Here is a 14,236-nt window from a genome sequence, read left to right as displayed (position 1 = left end):
TAGGCTGCCCCGTGAAACCGTCTGGGGCAGAAGGGTTGTTTATCGCATTGAAGCGCAAGATAAGCGCCTGACAAAGGCGAGGCGCTTATGGTGGCTGTTTGATATTTTGAACAAATATAACACAACACTAATAGTTGTTCAATTTAATTGATAGCAAAAACTTTCAAATGCTATTTGCACGCGGCCATCCTGACGTTGTAGCGGCGCGCCAGGCGCGGCAGCGTGCCGTCGTGGCACAGCGCGTTCAAGGCTTGGTTGAAGTCCGCCACCATGCCGGGTTTCACTGATTTCAAAGGGAATCCGTATAGATAGGTCAGCGGCTGTATGGTGGCCAGCGGGCGCAGGCCGCTCAGCGCTTCGCGCCGGATGATGTAGCGAGTGACGTCTTCGTTGGCGAAAACCACCGCGTCCGCGCCGTAACGCATGGCGGCCAATTTTTTTAACACCGTTTCCTGATTGTTTTCCACGGAGATGTTCATATTGGGCAAGCCGGCGATCAGCTTGTCCAGGGCGTTTTGAGAGATGGATGGGCCGTAGACCGCGATGCGGTGGTTGAGCAGGTCCTGGGGGTGCTGGTAGCGGAAGGTGGAGCTGGCGGTGGCGAACAGGCCGTAACTGCTGTTGTACACCGGGGCGCTCAAGGCCAGCGATATCCTGCGCTCGGGCGTGTCCTGCACCGGGAAGATGCCGTCCACCTTGCCTTCATCGGCCAGCAGCAGGGCGCGGCGCCAGACCATGGCCTGGATTTCGCAGTTCCAGTTCAACCGCTGGCAGACGGCCACCAGCGTATCCACCATCAGGCCTTGGGGCTGGGGTTTGTCGGTCACCTCGATGAAGGGCGGAAAATCCTGGGTGACGAAGTGCAGGGTGGCCGCGTTGACGGAGAGCGACAGCGACAAGACCAGCGCGGCGCTGCTCGACAATTTCAGCATGTGCGGGCTTCTCCCCAGTGACGGCGCGGGGCCGGCGGCGCTCAGGCGAAAGCCGGTTTTAACGCCGTATCGCCGCAGCGCGGCAGACTTTGAACAGTTTCCTTATTACATTATGGTTGAGTTTTGACGCCGGTTTCTCGCTTTATCGGCCGGCCGGGCGCGTCCTTGAACGGCGCCCGGCCGGCGCGTCTTAATAGCCCATCGTGGCGCCGTCAGGGTTGCGCGGGTCGGAATAGCCGTACAAGCCGCCGTCGCGCAGCTGTATGGTCTGGGTCCGGCCCATGCTGGGCTTGAGCGCGATCTTGTAGCCTTGTTCGCGCAGCAGGCGCAGCGTATCCGGGCTCAGGCCCTTTTCCACCCGCAATTCGTCCGGCAGCCATTGATGGTGCACCCGCGGCGTGGACGCGGCTTCCGCTGGGTTCATGCCGAAATCGACGGCGTTGACGATGGTCTGCAAAGTGGTGGTGATGATGCGCGCGCCGCCCGGGCTGCCGGTGACCAGCCAGGGCTTGCCGTTTTTCAGCACCAGCGTCGGCGACATCGAGGACAGCGGCCGCTTGCCGGCCGCCACCGCGTTGGCGTCGCCGCCGATCAGGCCGAAGGCGTTGGGCACGCCGGGCTTGACGGAAAAATCGTCCATCTCGTTGTTGAGCAGAATGCCGGTGCCGCCGGCGATGATGCCGCTGCCGAAATTCAGGTTCAGCGTGTAAGTCACCGCCACCGCGTTGCCTTGCTTGTCCACAATGGAGTAATGGGTGGTCTGGTCGCTCTCATAGGGCTGCGGCTTGCCGGGCTTGATCTCGGCGGCGGGGCGGGCCTTGACCGGGTCTATCGTCGTGGCCAGCTGATCGGCGTAGCGCTTGGAGGTCAGGCCGGCCTGCGGCACTTTGACGAAGGCCGGGTCGCCCAGGTATTCCGAGCGGTCGGCGTAGGCCAGCTTCATCGCCTCGGCCAGATAGTGGATGGTCTGCGCGCTGTTGGGGCCGTAGTCGGCCAGCGGATAGCGTTCCAGCAGGTTCAGTATCTGGACGATGTGGATGCCGCCGGAGCTGGGCGGCGGCATGGACACCACCTGGTAGCCGCGATACGTGCCGCTGACCGGCGCGCGCTCCTCCACCTTGTAGCCGGCCAGATCGGCCTTATTGATCAGGCCGCCGTGACGCGCCATTTCCGCCACGATCTTGTCGGCGATGTCGCCCTGGTAGAAGGCTTTGGGTCCTTGTCGCGCGATCAGGCGCAGCGATTTGCCCAGGTCGCGCTGCACCAGCTTCTCGCCGGCGCGCAGCGGGCGGCCGTCGCGGAAGAACACCGCCCGGCTGCTGTCCCAGCGGCCCAGATTGTCTTTTTCCACCTCCAGCATTTCCGCCAGCGTCTGAGACACCGGGAAACCTTGCTCCGCCAGCTTCACCGCCGGCGCAATCACCTTGGCCAGCGGCAGGCTGCCCCAGCGCTGCTGGGCGTGGGCCAGGCCGGCCACGGTGCCGGGCACGCCCACCGCCAGATGGGTGTACAGCGAGCGGCCGTCCACGACCTCGCCCTGCGCGTCCAGATACATGTCGCGGCTGGCCTTGGCCGGCGCGATCTCGCGGAAATCCAGCGCGATATTGCGGCCGCTCTTGGCGTCGTGCAGCACCATGAAGCCGCCGCCGCCCAGGTTGCCGGCGTTGGGCAGCGTCACCGCCAGCGCAAAGCCCACCGCCACCGCGGCGTCCACCGCGTTGCCGCCCTGGCGCAGAATGTCCAGGCCCACCTGGGTGGCCAGGCCCTGCTCGGTGGCCACCATGCCGTTGCGGGCGTAGACCGGGTGGAAGACATCGTAGTCGTAATCGTATTTGACCTGCGGCGGCGCCGGCGGGCTCAGCGCCAGGGCCGGGGCGTTGAAGCCCAGGCTCAGGCCCAGGCTCAGGGCCAGCGCGCTCAGCAGCAGTCTTGGGCGGGGACGGAATGGCGTCATGGTGATTCTCCTTTGTTGTTGGCGTTTTATGAATGTTGTGATTGCGAGAACATTCTACGGTGCCGCCGCCTGTCGCAAAAGCCTGATTTTCCATGCCAAATGATTTGAAAATCCCAAGCAGACACGCCTATAAAGAATCGAGTTTCATAAGTCATCACCTAGGGGGCTACCATGAGCATATCCCAACGTCTGCTGCTGACCCTGGCGGTCGCCTTGCTCGGCTTGTTCATTGTGGGCAGCTTCGGGCTGCTCCAGCTGCACCGGGCCAATGAGCGCTTCGACTATCTGCAGGCCAACACCTTTCCCAGCATCCACACCCTGGATCAGGCCTTGCAGGCGCAAACCGATATGCGGGTGCTGACCTACCGCCACGGCATCAGCGAAGATCCCAAGGTCAAGGCCGATATCGAAGCCAATATCGCGCAGCTGGACAAGCAGATGGACACGGCGCTGGACCATTACCAGAAAGACCTGGTGTCCGACGACGAGGACAGGCGGATGATAGAAAAAGACCGCGCGGACATCCGGATCTACCGCCAGCAGCGCGACACCGTGTTCAAGATCTCCCGCGAGCAGCCGCCGGAAACCACGCGGCGGGAGCTGGTGGGCGGTCCGCTGTTGGCCACGGCCAAGACCGTGGTCAAGGACATCAAGGAGCATATTGAATTCAACTACGGCCTGGCCAAGAAGCTGGCGGGCGAGAACGCCACGGCGTATCAGGAGGCTTTCGTGTCCTCCCTGGTGGTGATTGTGGGCGCCCTGATTCTGAGCGGGGCGCTGGGCTTCGCGCTGTTCCGCAGCATACGCAGCAGCCTGAACCAGATTGGCGAAACCCTGGATCAGGTCAGCGCCAGCAAGGATTTCCGCCTGCGCGCCAAGGTCTTGCGCAAGGACGAGATCGGCCGCACCGCCGCCGCCTTCAACCATTTGCTGGACGATCTGCAGCATAGCTTCCGCGGCATACGCGACAATATTTCGGAAATCGACAAAGCCACCTCCGGCCTGGCGGCCAACACCAATCAGATTGCGCGCAGCTCGGAAGTGCAGAGCGAATCCGCCGGGGCGATGGCGGCGGCGGTGGAGCAGATGACGGTGAGCATCAACCATGTGGCGGACAACGCGGTGGAGGCGCGCACCCAGGCGCAGCAGGCGGGCAGCATGGCCACCGAGGGCGGCCAGGTGATCTCCGCCACCGTGCTGGGTATTTCCGAGGTGGCGGGCGCGATCAGCGACGCCTCGCATCGCATTGGGCAATTGAAGGAAGACAGCGCCACCATCGCCTCGGTGATGGGCGTGATCAAGGACATTGCGGACCAGACCAACCTTTTGGCGCTGAACGCGGCCATCGAGGCGGCGCGGGCCGGCGAAACCGGCCGCGGCTTCGCCGTGGTGGCGGACGAGGTGCGCAAGCTGGCCGAGCGCACCGCCAGTTCCACCACGGAAATCGGCTCCATCATCAACAAGATGCAAAGCAGCACGCTGGAAGCGGTGCAAAGCATGGAAAAAGTGGTGGAACAGGTGCATCAGGAAACCGACAACGCCCGCGAAGCCAGCAGCGTGATAGAGAAGATTCAAGACAGCAGCGGCCAGGCGATGGAACTGGTCAAGGACATTTCCGGCAGCATCAACGAGCAAAGCACCGCCAGCAACACCATTGCCCAGAAAGTGGAGCAGATTGCGCAGATGGCGGAAGAAAACGCGTCCGCCTCCAGCGCCTCGGCGGACGCGGCGGAGCAATTGCAGCAGCAGGCCAAGAATATCCTGAACACCGTGACCCAATATCAAGTGTAGGGCCGAGCCGACGCTAAATATTTGTTCTTAATAGATATTCTCACTTAGTACTTTCTCCTGTTTTCTGACTGCGCCTATAACAAAGCTACATGTGGTATCGGGCGAAGACACGGAGAATAAGGATGAATATCTCACAGCGACTCATGCTGACCTTGATGGTGGCCATGCTGGCCTTGATCGGCGTCGGCAGTTACGGCCTGTGGCAGTTGCACAGCGGCAATGAACGTTTCAACTATTTGAAGAACAACACCTTTCCCAGCATACAGGCGCTGGACCAGGGTCTGCTGGCCTTGACCAAGATGCGGGTGGCGGCTTACCGCCACGGCATCGCCGCGGACGCCAAGAGCAAGGCGGACGCCGAAGCGCAGATCGCCGAAGGCGACAAGATCCTGGATCAGGTGTTGGCCGCTTACGAGAAAGACCTGCTGTCCAACGACGCGGACCGCAAGCTGCTGCAACAGGACCGGGCGGATCTGCAAGCCTACCGCAATAATCGCGAAAGCTTTTTGAAGGCTTCGCGCGAGCATCCGGGGCCGGAGACGCAGGCCATGCTGGTGGCCGGGCCGATACCGGACTCCGCCAAGGCCCTGGCCAAAGACCTCAATGACCACATCGACTTCAACTACTCCATGGCGGACAGCCTGTCCAAGGACAACGCCGCCGCTTACAGCATGGCCTTCGGCAGCTCGGTGGCGGTAATCGCCGCCTGTCTGCTGCTGAGCGGCGGCCTGGGCTGGCTGTTGTTCAGTCATATCCGGACCAGCTTGCACCAGATCCGCTCCACGCTGTTCAAGGTGAATCAGGACAAAGACTTCACCTTGCGCGCGCCGGTGGGACGCATGGACGAGGTGGGCGAAACCGCCTCCGCCTTCAACCAGCTGCTGGAGAATCTGCAGCGCAGCTTCCGGGATATCCGCGACAGCATCGGCGCCATAGACGGCGCGATGTCCGGCCTGGCCAACAACACCCATGAGATTGCCCGTAGTTCGGAAATGCAAAGCGAGTCCGCCGCGGCGATGGCGGCGGCGGTGGAACAGATGACGGTGAGCATCAACCATGTCGCCTCCAGCGCGGTGGAAGCGCGCGGGCAGGCGCAGCAGGCCGGCGAGAGGGCGACCGAGGGCGGTCAGGTGATTTCCGCCACCGTGCGCGGCATTACCGAGGTGGCCGGCGCGATTACCGACGCCGCGCAACGCATTGGGCAGTTGAAGGAAGACAGCGCCACCATCGCCTCGGTGATGGGGGTCATCAAGGACATTGCGGATCAGACCAATCTCTTGGCGCTGAACGCCGCGATCGAGGCCGCGCGGGCCGGGGAGATGGGCCGCGGCTTCGCCGTGGTGGCGGACGAGGTGCGCAAGCTGGCCGAGCGCACCGCCAGCTCCACCACCGAGATCGCCAACATCATCAACAAGATGCAAAGCAGCACGCTGGAAGCGGTGCAAAGCATGGAGAAAGTGGTGGATCAGGTGCACCAGGAGACCGCCAACACCCGCGCCGCCAACGACGCCATCGACGGTATACGGGACAGCAGCGGCAAGGCGATGGAATTGGTGCGCGACATCTCCAACAGCATTTCCGAGCAGAGCGTGGCCAGCAACACCATCGCCCAGCGCGTGGAGCAGATTGCGCAGATGGCCGAGGAAAATTCGTCGGCGTCCAGCGGATCGGCGGACGCGGCGGGTCAGTTGAGCAAGCAGGCGCGGGTGATTTTGCAGACGGTGTCGGCCTATCAGGTGTGAAGCCCGGCTCAGGAATGCCAAAAGGCGGCGCGGCATGCTTGCCGTTCGCCGCCTTTTGGCATGTGGGAGCCGGCTTATTCAGCCTGCTTGTCGCCCTTGTCCCGCTTGGCGCGTTTTAGCTCCTTCTTCTTGGCCGGTTTGTCGGTCATCGGGTGCTTCAGCACCTTGGCGGCCAGCTTTCTGGCCGATTTGGTGGCCTTCTTCTGTCCGCGCACCTTGTCCGCCAGCGCCGCCAGTTTCTTGGCGGCGCGCTTGTTCTTGGCCATCTGACTCTCCTTTACGGATTGATGAATCGAAGCCCCATGGTAAGGCGTTGGGGGGAATAAGCACCGGGTCTTTAGGCCATTGACGGATGGGCATGGGCGTGAAAGCCGCTGGGGGAGGGGACGGGAATGACAAGCATTTCGGCTGGGCGAGTCACCCGCCTGTGGTTTTTATCCGGCACCAAGAGGGAGGGTGAATGGATCAAACAGGTGACTCGCGCAGCCGCCTTGCCAGCGCTTTCCAGCAAGGATTGCAGGCTTTTTACCATAGATTGCCGGCGCCAGCCATTGTCACATTCCCCATCGCCGCCCGGACGAGGGCCGTCCGGGCGCGTTTTGCGGCTCAGGGAAGCGCGGTTTGCGCCTCCGCGTCCGACTCATGCATGCGGATGCTGACCGCGATCAACACTTCCAGATGGTCGAAGAAACCGGCCCAGGCGCCGCGCTGCGGGCTGAAATCGAACAAATTCATATCATGGGCGATGCGGCTGAGCAGGCCGTGGCCGGCGTGGTCCGGGTGCTGGCGCAACAGTTCAACCAGCGCGCGGCCGTGACGCTCTCCCAGCGCGTAGGCCTCCGGGAAATCCCGGCACAGAGGCACACGCCAGTAATGCGGCCGGCTGCGCGCGGGCGAGGGGCCGACAAAGGGCAGCTTGGCTTCGCGGGCTTCCAGCAAACGGTAGAAGGCGCGCAGTTCTTCCTTGGTTTTACTCATGGCGGGCCTCCTGGTTGAAGCAGGCAAGCGCGGATGCGGGGAAAGACGGGGACGCGGGGCGGGATACGCGCCGAATGGATTTCGACATTGCTACCTCCTCAAGCGGATGCCGGCCAGGCCGCGGGGCGCGGCTAGGCGGGCGCATGACAAGGTTGGACTACCGGGAGACTATCCAAGACCGGCGCACCGTGAGGTGCCCTCGCCATGGCCCGCCCGAATAGGCAAAGCAATAGCGAGACAGAGCGCGGGGAGGCCGCGGTCTGCCGGATAGTCTTAACGTCGGGAGTCCAAGCCCGAGCGCCGCAGTTGCAGCGGCGCGGGGCTATTGTTGGCGAGGCGGGCCGATGCTGTCAATCAAGGACCGGCAAGGGTGAAAAAAAACCGCCCCGCGGACCAGGCCGGCGGGGCGGAGGATGAAGCCGTTGAATTGCTGGCTTAGAGCTTGAAGGCCAGCGTGGTCTGCTGCAGCCTCTCCGCCACCACCGCCAGTTCGCGGGTGGCTTGCGAGAACACGTCCACGGCCACGCCGTTTTCCTTGGACATCTGGGCGATGGCCTCCACGCGGCCGGCCAGATCGGTGCTGGCCTGGCGCTGTTCCTGCATCGCCAGCGCGATGTCGCTGATGGCGCCCACCACGCCTTCCGCGCTTTCCTCCACCGAACTGATGGTGGTGGACACGTGTTCCGACGATTCCACCACCTGGCTGACGATGTGGCGGCTATTGCGCATGCTGTCCACCGCCTCCCTGGCCCCGGCCTGGATCTTGGCGATCATCTGAGTGATTTCGGTGGCGGAGCCGGTGGTGCGTTCCGCCAGCTTGCGCACTTCGTCGGCCACCACGGCGAAGCCGCGGCCCTGTTCGCCGGCGCGCGCGGCCTCGATGGCGGCGTTGAGCGCCAAGAGGTTGGTCTGATCCGCCACTTCCTTGATCACGGTGGCGATGCTGCTGATCATTTGCGCCTGTTCGGACAAGGATTCCAGATTGTTGGCAGAGGCCGCCACGCTGTCGTTGACCTTGCGTACCTGATGCGTGGAGTCCTGCACTTCCTTATTGCCTATCTTGGCCTGATTGCCGGCTTCGCTAGCCTGGGAGTCCGCCAGTGAGGCGTTGTTGGAGCATTGGTCGATGCTGACGGTCAGCTCTTCGATCGAGGCGGCGGCGCTGGAGGTGGCGTTGACCTGCTGGCCGATGCTGGCGCTGACTTGCTCGGTGGAGGCGGCCAGTTCCTCGGCGGTGGCGGCCACGCTGGAGGCGGAGTTGATGATGTCGCCCACGGTGACGCGCAGTTTTTTCTGGGTATCGGACAGCGATTGCATCATCTGGGCCACTTCGTCCCGGCCTTGCACTTCTATGGTGCCGGTCAGATCGCCGTTGCCCAGCAGGAACAGCGCTTCCATGCCTTTTTTCAGGCTGCCGACGATGCCGTTCTGTATCATCACGCCCAGCGCCAGCAGCACGATCACCGCGGCTACCAGCACGGTGACAACGGTATTGCGCGCGCTTTCGTATTTGACCGCGGCGTCTTTCAGCGCCTGGTCGGCCAGCTTGACGTTGATGTCGACGATCTGGCTCATGATGTCGTCGGCGGCCTGGAATTTGGGCCGGCATTCCTTGGCCATCAGCGCCAGCGCTTTCTTGTTGTTGGCGCCGTCGCCGGTGTCGCTATAGCTGAGGTCGCGCACTTTCTTGCAGGCTTCCTCCATCACCGGCCAGGCGGCGTCAAAGCGCTTGAGCGCGTCCACTTCCTGCGGCGAGAGAACCGTTTTGCGGTAGAGATCCATCAGCCGGTTCATTTCCGTCACGTATTTGGCGCGGTTGATGGCGACTTGATCCATCGTGGCTTTCTCGGTTTCGGCGATGAAGCGGTAATCGGAGCGGCTGGCGTAGATGGCGTATTGATTGGCCACGGCCACCCAGTTGACCGGCATCAGCTGGTTGGCGTGCATGCTGACGGTCAGTTGGTTCATGTCCGAGGTGCTGTTGACGCCCACCACCCCAATGGCCACGCTGGCCAGCACGCCCAGCACGATCAGCCCAAAGATCTTGACCTTGATGCTGAACTGCGCAAGAAAGTTTCCCATCGCTCGCTCCCTAACTTCCGCCGATAACCACGCATTGTTTTCTAGCTACTGTTATAAGTGTGTAGTGCAGCTGTATTCATCTTGCAATGCTTGATGTAGGAAATTTTGCAGACGGTCAGTTCTTGATAGGCTGATGATTTTTCATCTGAAGACAAGCGACGGCGGGGCGGAGATTGAAATTGTGCCGTCAGCGCTTATCTTTGAAACTGAGGCGTTTTCCGGCGACGGACAACGGAGGCGGGGAACGGGGCTCGCGGCCGGCGGTCTGAGCTAGCTTGTTCACGGGGCAGTTGAAGCGGCCGGGCAATACCGACGGCTCACGAAAGCGGCGGGCGAGAAGCCCGCCCGATAAAGAAGCGCATCGCATGAAAGCCATTACCGTAGCCACTTACAACATCCACAAGGGCATGTCGCCGCTGAACCGCCATGTGCGGCTGGGCGATATGGCTTCCGCGCTGGAGTCCATAGACGCCGACGTGCTGTTCTTGCAGGAGGTGCAGGGCAAGAACATAGAGCGCGCCTTGCAGCACGCCAGCTGGCCCAAGCTGCCGCAGCACCATTTCCTGGCGCGCCGGCTGGATCACAAGGCGGCTTACGGCCTGAACGCGGCCTATGAGCACGGCCATCACGGCAACGCCTTGCTGACGCGCTTTCCCATCAATACCTGGTGCAACCGCGACATCTCGGTCAACCGCTTCGAGAACCGCGGCCTGTTGCACTGTCAGCTGACGCCGGCGGGCTGGAAGCGGCCGGTGGTGACCTTGTGCGGCCATTTCAATTTGTTGGCGCGGGACCGGCGCAAGCAGTATCTGGACCTGGCGCGCTATGTGCGCGAGAACGTGCCGGCGGACGCGCCGCTGATTCTGGCCGGCGATTTCAACGACTGGCGGGAAGAGGCGACGGATCACCTGATGGAGAGCCTGGGCATGGTGGAGGTGTTCGATCAGTTGTTCGGCCGCCATGCGCGCAGCTTTCCGGCGCGCATGCCCATGCTGCCCCTGGACCGGATCTATGTGCGCGGGCTGAAGCCCTTGGAGGCGGAGGTGCTGAAGGGCGCGCCGTGGTCGCGCTTGTCCGATCATTTGCCGCTGTCCGCCAGTTTGGCGCCGATTTGAGAGCCTGTTCAAAGTCTGCTGCGCGTCGGCGATACGGCGTTAACAACCAGTCCAACGCCGCGTGTGCGGCGACGATATCCAAGCAAAAGGGCTCCGCGATGCGGAGCCCTTTTTGTTGGCGCGGAGCCGGGTTCCGCTAAAGGTGGAAGCGCTCCACCACGTTCTTCAGCTTGCTGGCGTGGCCGTTCAGCTCGCTGAGGGTGGCGCTGGCGCCTTGCGCCACTTCCGAGGTGCTGCGGGTCATGCCGTTGATGTGCTCGGTGGTGTGGGCGATGTTGCCGACGGCGGTGGATTGCTCGCGGGTGGCGTGGGTGATCTGGGTGAAGGTGTCCACCACCTGCCGCATCAGGCCGCCGATGTTTTCGATCTCGCTGGCCGCGCCCTGGGCCAGGTCCACGCTCTGGTCTACGGTGGAGCGGGCCTGCTGCATGCTGGCGACGGTGCCGGCGGTTTGCTGGCGCATGCCCTGGGTCATGGTGGTGATTTCAGTGGTGGCCTGGGCGGTGCGCTCGGCCAGCTTGCGCACTTCGTCCGCCACCACGGCGAAGCCGCGGCCCATCTCGCCGGCGCGCGCCGCTTCGATGGCGGCGTTGAGCGCTAACAGATTGGTTTGATCGGCGATGTCCTTGATCACGTTGACGATGGAGCTGATTTCCTCGGAGCGGGTGCCCAGCGAGTTCAGCGTGTCGCTGAGGGTGGACATGGCCTGGGACAGCTTGCCCACCTCGGCGGACACCTGGTGCACGGCCTGGCGGCCGCGTTCGGCGCTGCTGTTGGCCTGGCCGATGATGGCGTTGGCGTCGGCGGTGGTGTCGGCGACGTGGGTGACGCTGACGGTGATCTCTTCAATGGTGGCGGCGCTGGAGCTGATGGCCTGGTTGACCTGGTCCGCGTCCTCGCTGATGCGGCTGGTGGTCTGGTGCAGCGAGCCGACGGCGCTGACCAGTTGGCCGGCGTTGTTGTTGACTTCGCCTATCAAGCGGCGCAGCCGCTGGTTCATCACGCCGATCTGGCCCAGCGCGCTGGCTTCCGGCGCCTTGGGCACGTCCACGGCCAGGTTGCCGGAGGCGATTTCCTGCAGCACGCCTTCGATATCGGTGACCGATCCGCCCAGCTGGGTATGGATCTGGCGGCGGCCCAGCAGGATCAGCAGCAGGATTTCGCCCACCAGCAGCACGATGGCGGTGAGGAATTGCAGCTGGGCGCTGGACAGCCTGTCCTTGGCCTGGGCCAGCGCGGTGTTGGTGCGCTGGTCCAGCAGCACGAAGAAGTCGTCGATGGGCTTCATGATCTGGGCTTTGAACTGGTGGTATTCCTTGCTGTGCACCAGTTTGCGCGCCAGTTCCATGTCCGGCTGGCCGCTGACGTTGTACTGCCCCTGGGCGTCGGCGAACTTGCCCTTGACCGCGTTCATCGCCCGCACTTCCAGCTTGACCAGGCCGTCGGAGTTGGCTTGCGCCTCCTTGAGTTTGGCGAACTCGCCTTCGGTGAAGCCGGCTTGCTGCATCAGGGTTTGCAGCGGCACGGTTTCGCTGTCCGGCCGGGGTTTTTCCTGGCCGGCGGCGACGAAGTCCCAATAGATGCGGTTGTATTCCTTCGGACGCGGCGCCTTGCCGTTGCGGATGTCCAGCACGCGATTGTATTGCTGCTCATAGCCGGGGTCGCCGGTGACGACGTAGGTGCGGCCCAGCCGGGTCAGATCGTCCGAGCTTTGCCGCAGTTCCGAGGCCAGCAGGTAGGAGTGATAGCGGCTTTCGCTGGCGGCGCTCATCACGTCCACCGCCTGGCGCATGGAGACGAAGGTGTAGATCACGCCGATAAAGGTGAGCGCGATGAGAATCAGCAGGCCGGTGATGGCCTGGTTGGCGCGAAAATTTTTCATGTGGAGAGGTCCTCGCAGTGCGGCTGAACGATAGTTGTGGTGGCCGGTCAATATCGGGTTCCATGGCCCGCGGTGACGCGGCCGGCGGCGCTGGTTTCTCCTCTGGGGGGAGCGGGGGCGGCGGCGTGGAAGCGCTGCATCTGGGCTTGCACTTGGTCCGCATGGCCGCGGCTGTCCGCCGAGATGGCGGCGAGTTCTTCCACCAGGCTGGCGTTTTGCCGGGTGGCGGCGCTCAGTTGCTGAATGGTGGCGTTGATTTGTCCCACGCCTTGCGCCTGCTCGTTGGCGGCCACGGCGATTTGCTGGATCAGGCTGGCGGTCTTGCCGCTGGAGGAGACGATGGCGGCCAGTTGCGCGCCGGCCTGGCCGGCGAGCTGTACGCCGCTGGCGGCCATGCCGCTGATCTCTCTGGCGGCCAGCTGGCTGCGCTCCGCCAGTTTGCGCACTTCCTGGGCCACGATGGAGAAGCCGTTGCCCTGGGCGCCGGCGCGGGCGGCTTCAATGGCGGCGTTGAGCGCCAGCAGATTGGTTTGATAGGCGATGTCGTCTATCACCGAGATGTGTTCCGCGATGCGCCGCATGCTGCGCACGGTGTGTTCGACGATTTCGCCGCCCTGGCGCGCGTCGTCCGCCGCCTGGACGGCCATGGTTTCGGTGAGCTTGGCGTTGTCGCTGCTCTGGTTGATGGCGGAGGAGATCTGCTCCAGCGAGCAGGCGGCCTCGGACAGGCTGGCCGCCTGGCCGTTGGTGTTGAGGGACAGCTGCTGGGAGCTGTGGTTGATCTGGGCCGACATCATGGACAGATGGCCGGCGCCGCGCTGGGAGTCCGCTATCGCGCGGCTGAGCGTGGTCACGGTCTGGAGCATGGCTTCCGCCAGGCTGTCCCTGGGGTAGCCGCCGGGCGGGGCCGCGGCGGCCAGATCGCCGGCCGCCACCGCCCGCATCAGCCGGGTGACGCGCAAGGGCTCGTCGCCCAGCATGGCGAACAGGCGCCGGTAAATGGTCCAGAACATCAACAGGCCCAGCGCGCAGCAGCCCAGCATCAGGCCGATGACGATGGCCAGCCATAGCCCGGCCTGGGTCCGGGATTGGGCGACGGCCTGGTTGGTGCGCTCTTCCATCAGCCGGTAGAAGGCGTCCACCGGCTGCATGATGGCGGCCTTGTCCAGATGGTATTGGCGGTCGTGCAGGATGCGCCGGGCCAGTTCCGGGTCCGGCGGGCCTTGGCGGCTGAAACCGCCCTGGCCGTCGGCGAAGCGTCCCTTCATCGCGTTCATCGCCACGGTTTCGGTGTTGACCAGCCGGTCCGAGTTGGCCTGGGCCAGCCCGAGCTGGTCGAATTCCTGCTGGGTGAAGCCGGCCTGCCGCATCAGCTGTTGCAGCGGCACGGCGGGGCCGTCCGGCTGCGGCTTGTTGTCGCTAGCCGCCATGAAGTCCCAGTAGATGCGGTTGTAGTGCTGCGGGCGCGGCTGCTGGCCGTTGCGTATCGCCAGCACCGCCCAGTATTGCCGCTCGTAGCGCGGGTCCGCGGTTTCCGCGTAGGTGCGGACCAGGCGGGTGAGGTCGTCCGAGCTTTGCCGCAGTTCGTTGGCCAAGAGATAGCTTTGATTGCGCTGCGACTCGGCCCGGGCTTGCAGATCCAGCTCATGCCGCAGGCGCAGGGTGCACAGCAGGAGCAGCAACAAAAGCAGGGCGAACACGCCGGCGCCGGCCGTCAGCAGGGATTTGATGCTCAGTTTCATAGGCCTCCCGCCATGCTG

Annotated in this window: 10 protein-coding genes; 3 read left to right on the top strand and 7 right to left on the bottom strand. The window is 63.5% G+C overall.

Annotated features, from left to right (window positions below):
* Positions 1-170: 170 nt before the first annotated feature.
* Positions 171-932 (bottom strand): substrate-binding periplasmic protein, encoded by a 762-nt coding sequence (locus QUG03_RS21930; protein WP_474456754.1) that lies wholly within the window; start codon positions 930-932, stop codon positions 171-173.
* 190 nt (positions 933-1,122) lie between these two features.
* Positions 1,123-2,886: a gamma-glutamyltransferase gene (gene ggt / locus QUG03_RS21925; RefSeq protein ID WP_500820992.1), complete on the bottom strand. Its 1,764-nt coding sequence runs from the start codon at positions 2,884-2,886 to the stop codon at positions 1,123-1,125.
* A 171-nt stretch (positions 2,887-3,057) separates the two neighbouring features.
* Between ggt and QUG03_RS21920 the strand changes: the two genes are divergently transcribed.
* Positions 3,058-4,677, top strand: coding sequence for a methyl-accepting chemotaxis protein (locus tag QUG03_RS21920; RefSeq protein ID WP_107799062.1), 1,620 nt, complete (start codon positions 3,058-3,060; stop codon positions 4,675-4,677).
* A gap of 122 nt (positions 4,678-4,799) precedes the next feature.
* Complete coding sequence (locus QUG03_RS21915; protein WP_500820991.1) at positions 4,800-6,419, top strand: methyl-accepting chemotaxis protein; 1,620 nt, start codon at positions 4,800-4,802, stop codon at positions 6,417-6,419.
* Positions 6,420-6,493: 74 nt separating this feature from the next.
* On the opposite strand, the gene QUG03_RS21910 is transcribed toward QUG03_RS21915, so the two are convergent.
* The 3 genes from QUG03_RS21910 to QUG03_RS21900 form a co-directional block, all read right to left on the bottom strand.
* Complete coding sequence (locus QUG03_RS21910; protein ID WP_253315305.1) at positions 6,494-6,685, bottom strand: hypothetical protein; 192 nt, start codon at positions 6,683-6,685, stop codon at positions 6,494-6,496.
* 340 nt (positions 6,686-7,025) lie between these two features.
* Positions 7,026-7,397 carry a hypothetical protein gene (locus QUG03_RS21905; RefSeq protein WP_500820990.1) on the bottom strand — a complete coding sequence of 124 codons (372 nt, stop codon included), beginning with the start codon at positions 7,395-7,397 and terminating at the stop codon, positions 7,026-7,028.
* Positions 7,398-7,832: 435 nt separating this feature from the next.
* Positions 7,833-9,479 (bottom strand): methyl-accepting chemotaxis protein, encoded by a 1,647-nt coding sequence (locus tag QUG03_RS21900; RefSeq protein ID WP_500820989.1) that lies wholly within the window; start codon positions 9,477-9,479, stop codon positions 7,833-7,835.
* Positions 9,480-9,844: 365 nt separating this feature from the next.
* Here QUG03_RS21900 and QUG03_RS21895 point away from each other — a divergent pair, with 365 nt between their 5' ends.
* On the top strand, positions 9,845-10,594 hold the full coding sequence (locus tag QUG03_RS21895) for an endonuclease/exonuclease/phosphatase family protein (protein ID WP_500820988.1): 750 nt from the start codon (positions 9,845-9,847) through the stop codon (positions 10,592-10,594).
* Between the two features lie 136 nt (positions 10,595-10,730).
* Here QUG03_RS21895 and QUG03_RS21890 read toward each other — a convergent pair whose 3' ends face one another.
* Complete coding sequence (locus QUG03_RS21890; protein WP_500820987.1) at positions 10,731-12,476, bottom strand: methyl-accepting chemotaxis protein; 1,746 nt, start codon at positions 12,474-12,476, stop codon at positions 10,731-10,733.
* 47 nt (positions 12,477-12,523) lie between these two features.
* Entirely contained in the window at positions 12,524-14,218 is a 1,695-nt protein-coding gene (locus tag QUG03_RS21885; RefSeq protein WP_500820986.1) for a methyl-accepting chemotaxis protein, read from the bottom strand.
* Positions 14,219-14,236: the final 18 nt, after the last annotated feature.

The organism is Chromobacterium sp. CCUG 30098, from assembly GCF_059916605.1.
Note: the sequence above shows the minus strand (reverse complement) of the source record. Positions and strands in the feature narration are given on the sequence as shown.

Bases quoted from the DNA above. Each gene is read 5' to 3' on its own strand.
- QUG03_RS21905 (WP_500820990.1), bottom strand. From the start codon at position 7,397: ATGAGTAAAACCAAGGAAGAACTGCGCGCCTTCTACCGTTTGCTGGAA.
- QUG03_RS21915 (WP_500820991.1), top strand. From the start codon at position 4,800: ATGAATATCTCACAGCGACTCATGCTGACCTTGATGGTGGCCATGCTG.
- QUG03_RS21930 (WP_474456754.1), bottom strand. From the start codon at position 932: ATGCTGAAATTGTCGAGCAGCGCCGCGCTGGTCTTGTCGCTGTCGCTC.
- QUG03_RS21920 (WP_107799062.1), top strand. From the start codon at position 3,058: ATGAGCATATCCCAACGTCTGCTGCTGACCCTGGCGGTCGCCTTGCTC.
- QUG03_RS21895 (WP_500820988.1), top strand. From the start codon at position 9,845: ATGAAAGCCATTACCGTAGCCACTTACAACATCCACAAGGGCATGTCG.
- ggt (WP_500820992.1), bottom strand. From the start codon at position 2,886: ATGACGCCATTCCGTCCCCGCCCAAGACTGCTGCTGAGCGCGCTGGCC.
- QUG03_RS21900 (WP_500820989.1), bottom strand. From the start codon at position 9,479: ATGGGAAACTTTCTTGCGCAGTTCAGCATCAAGGTCAAGATCTTTGGG.
- QUG03_RS21885 (WP_500820986.1), bottom strand. From the start codon at position 14,218: ATGAAACTGAGCATCAAATCCCTGCTGACGGCCGGCGCCGGCGTGTTC.
- QUG03_RS21890 (WP_500820987.1), bottom strand. From the start codon at position 12,476: ATGAAAAATTTTCGCGCCAACCAGGCCATCACCGGCCTGCTGATTCTC.
- QUG03_RS21910 (WP_253315305.1), bottom strand. From the start codon at position 6,685: ATGGCCAAGAACAAGCGCGCCGCCAAGAAACTGGCGGCGCTGGCGGAC.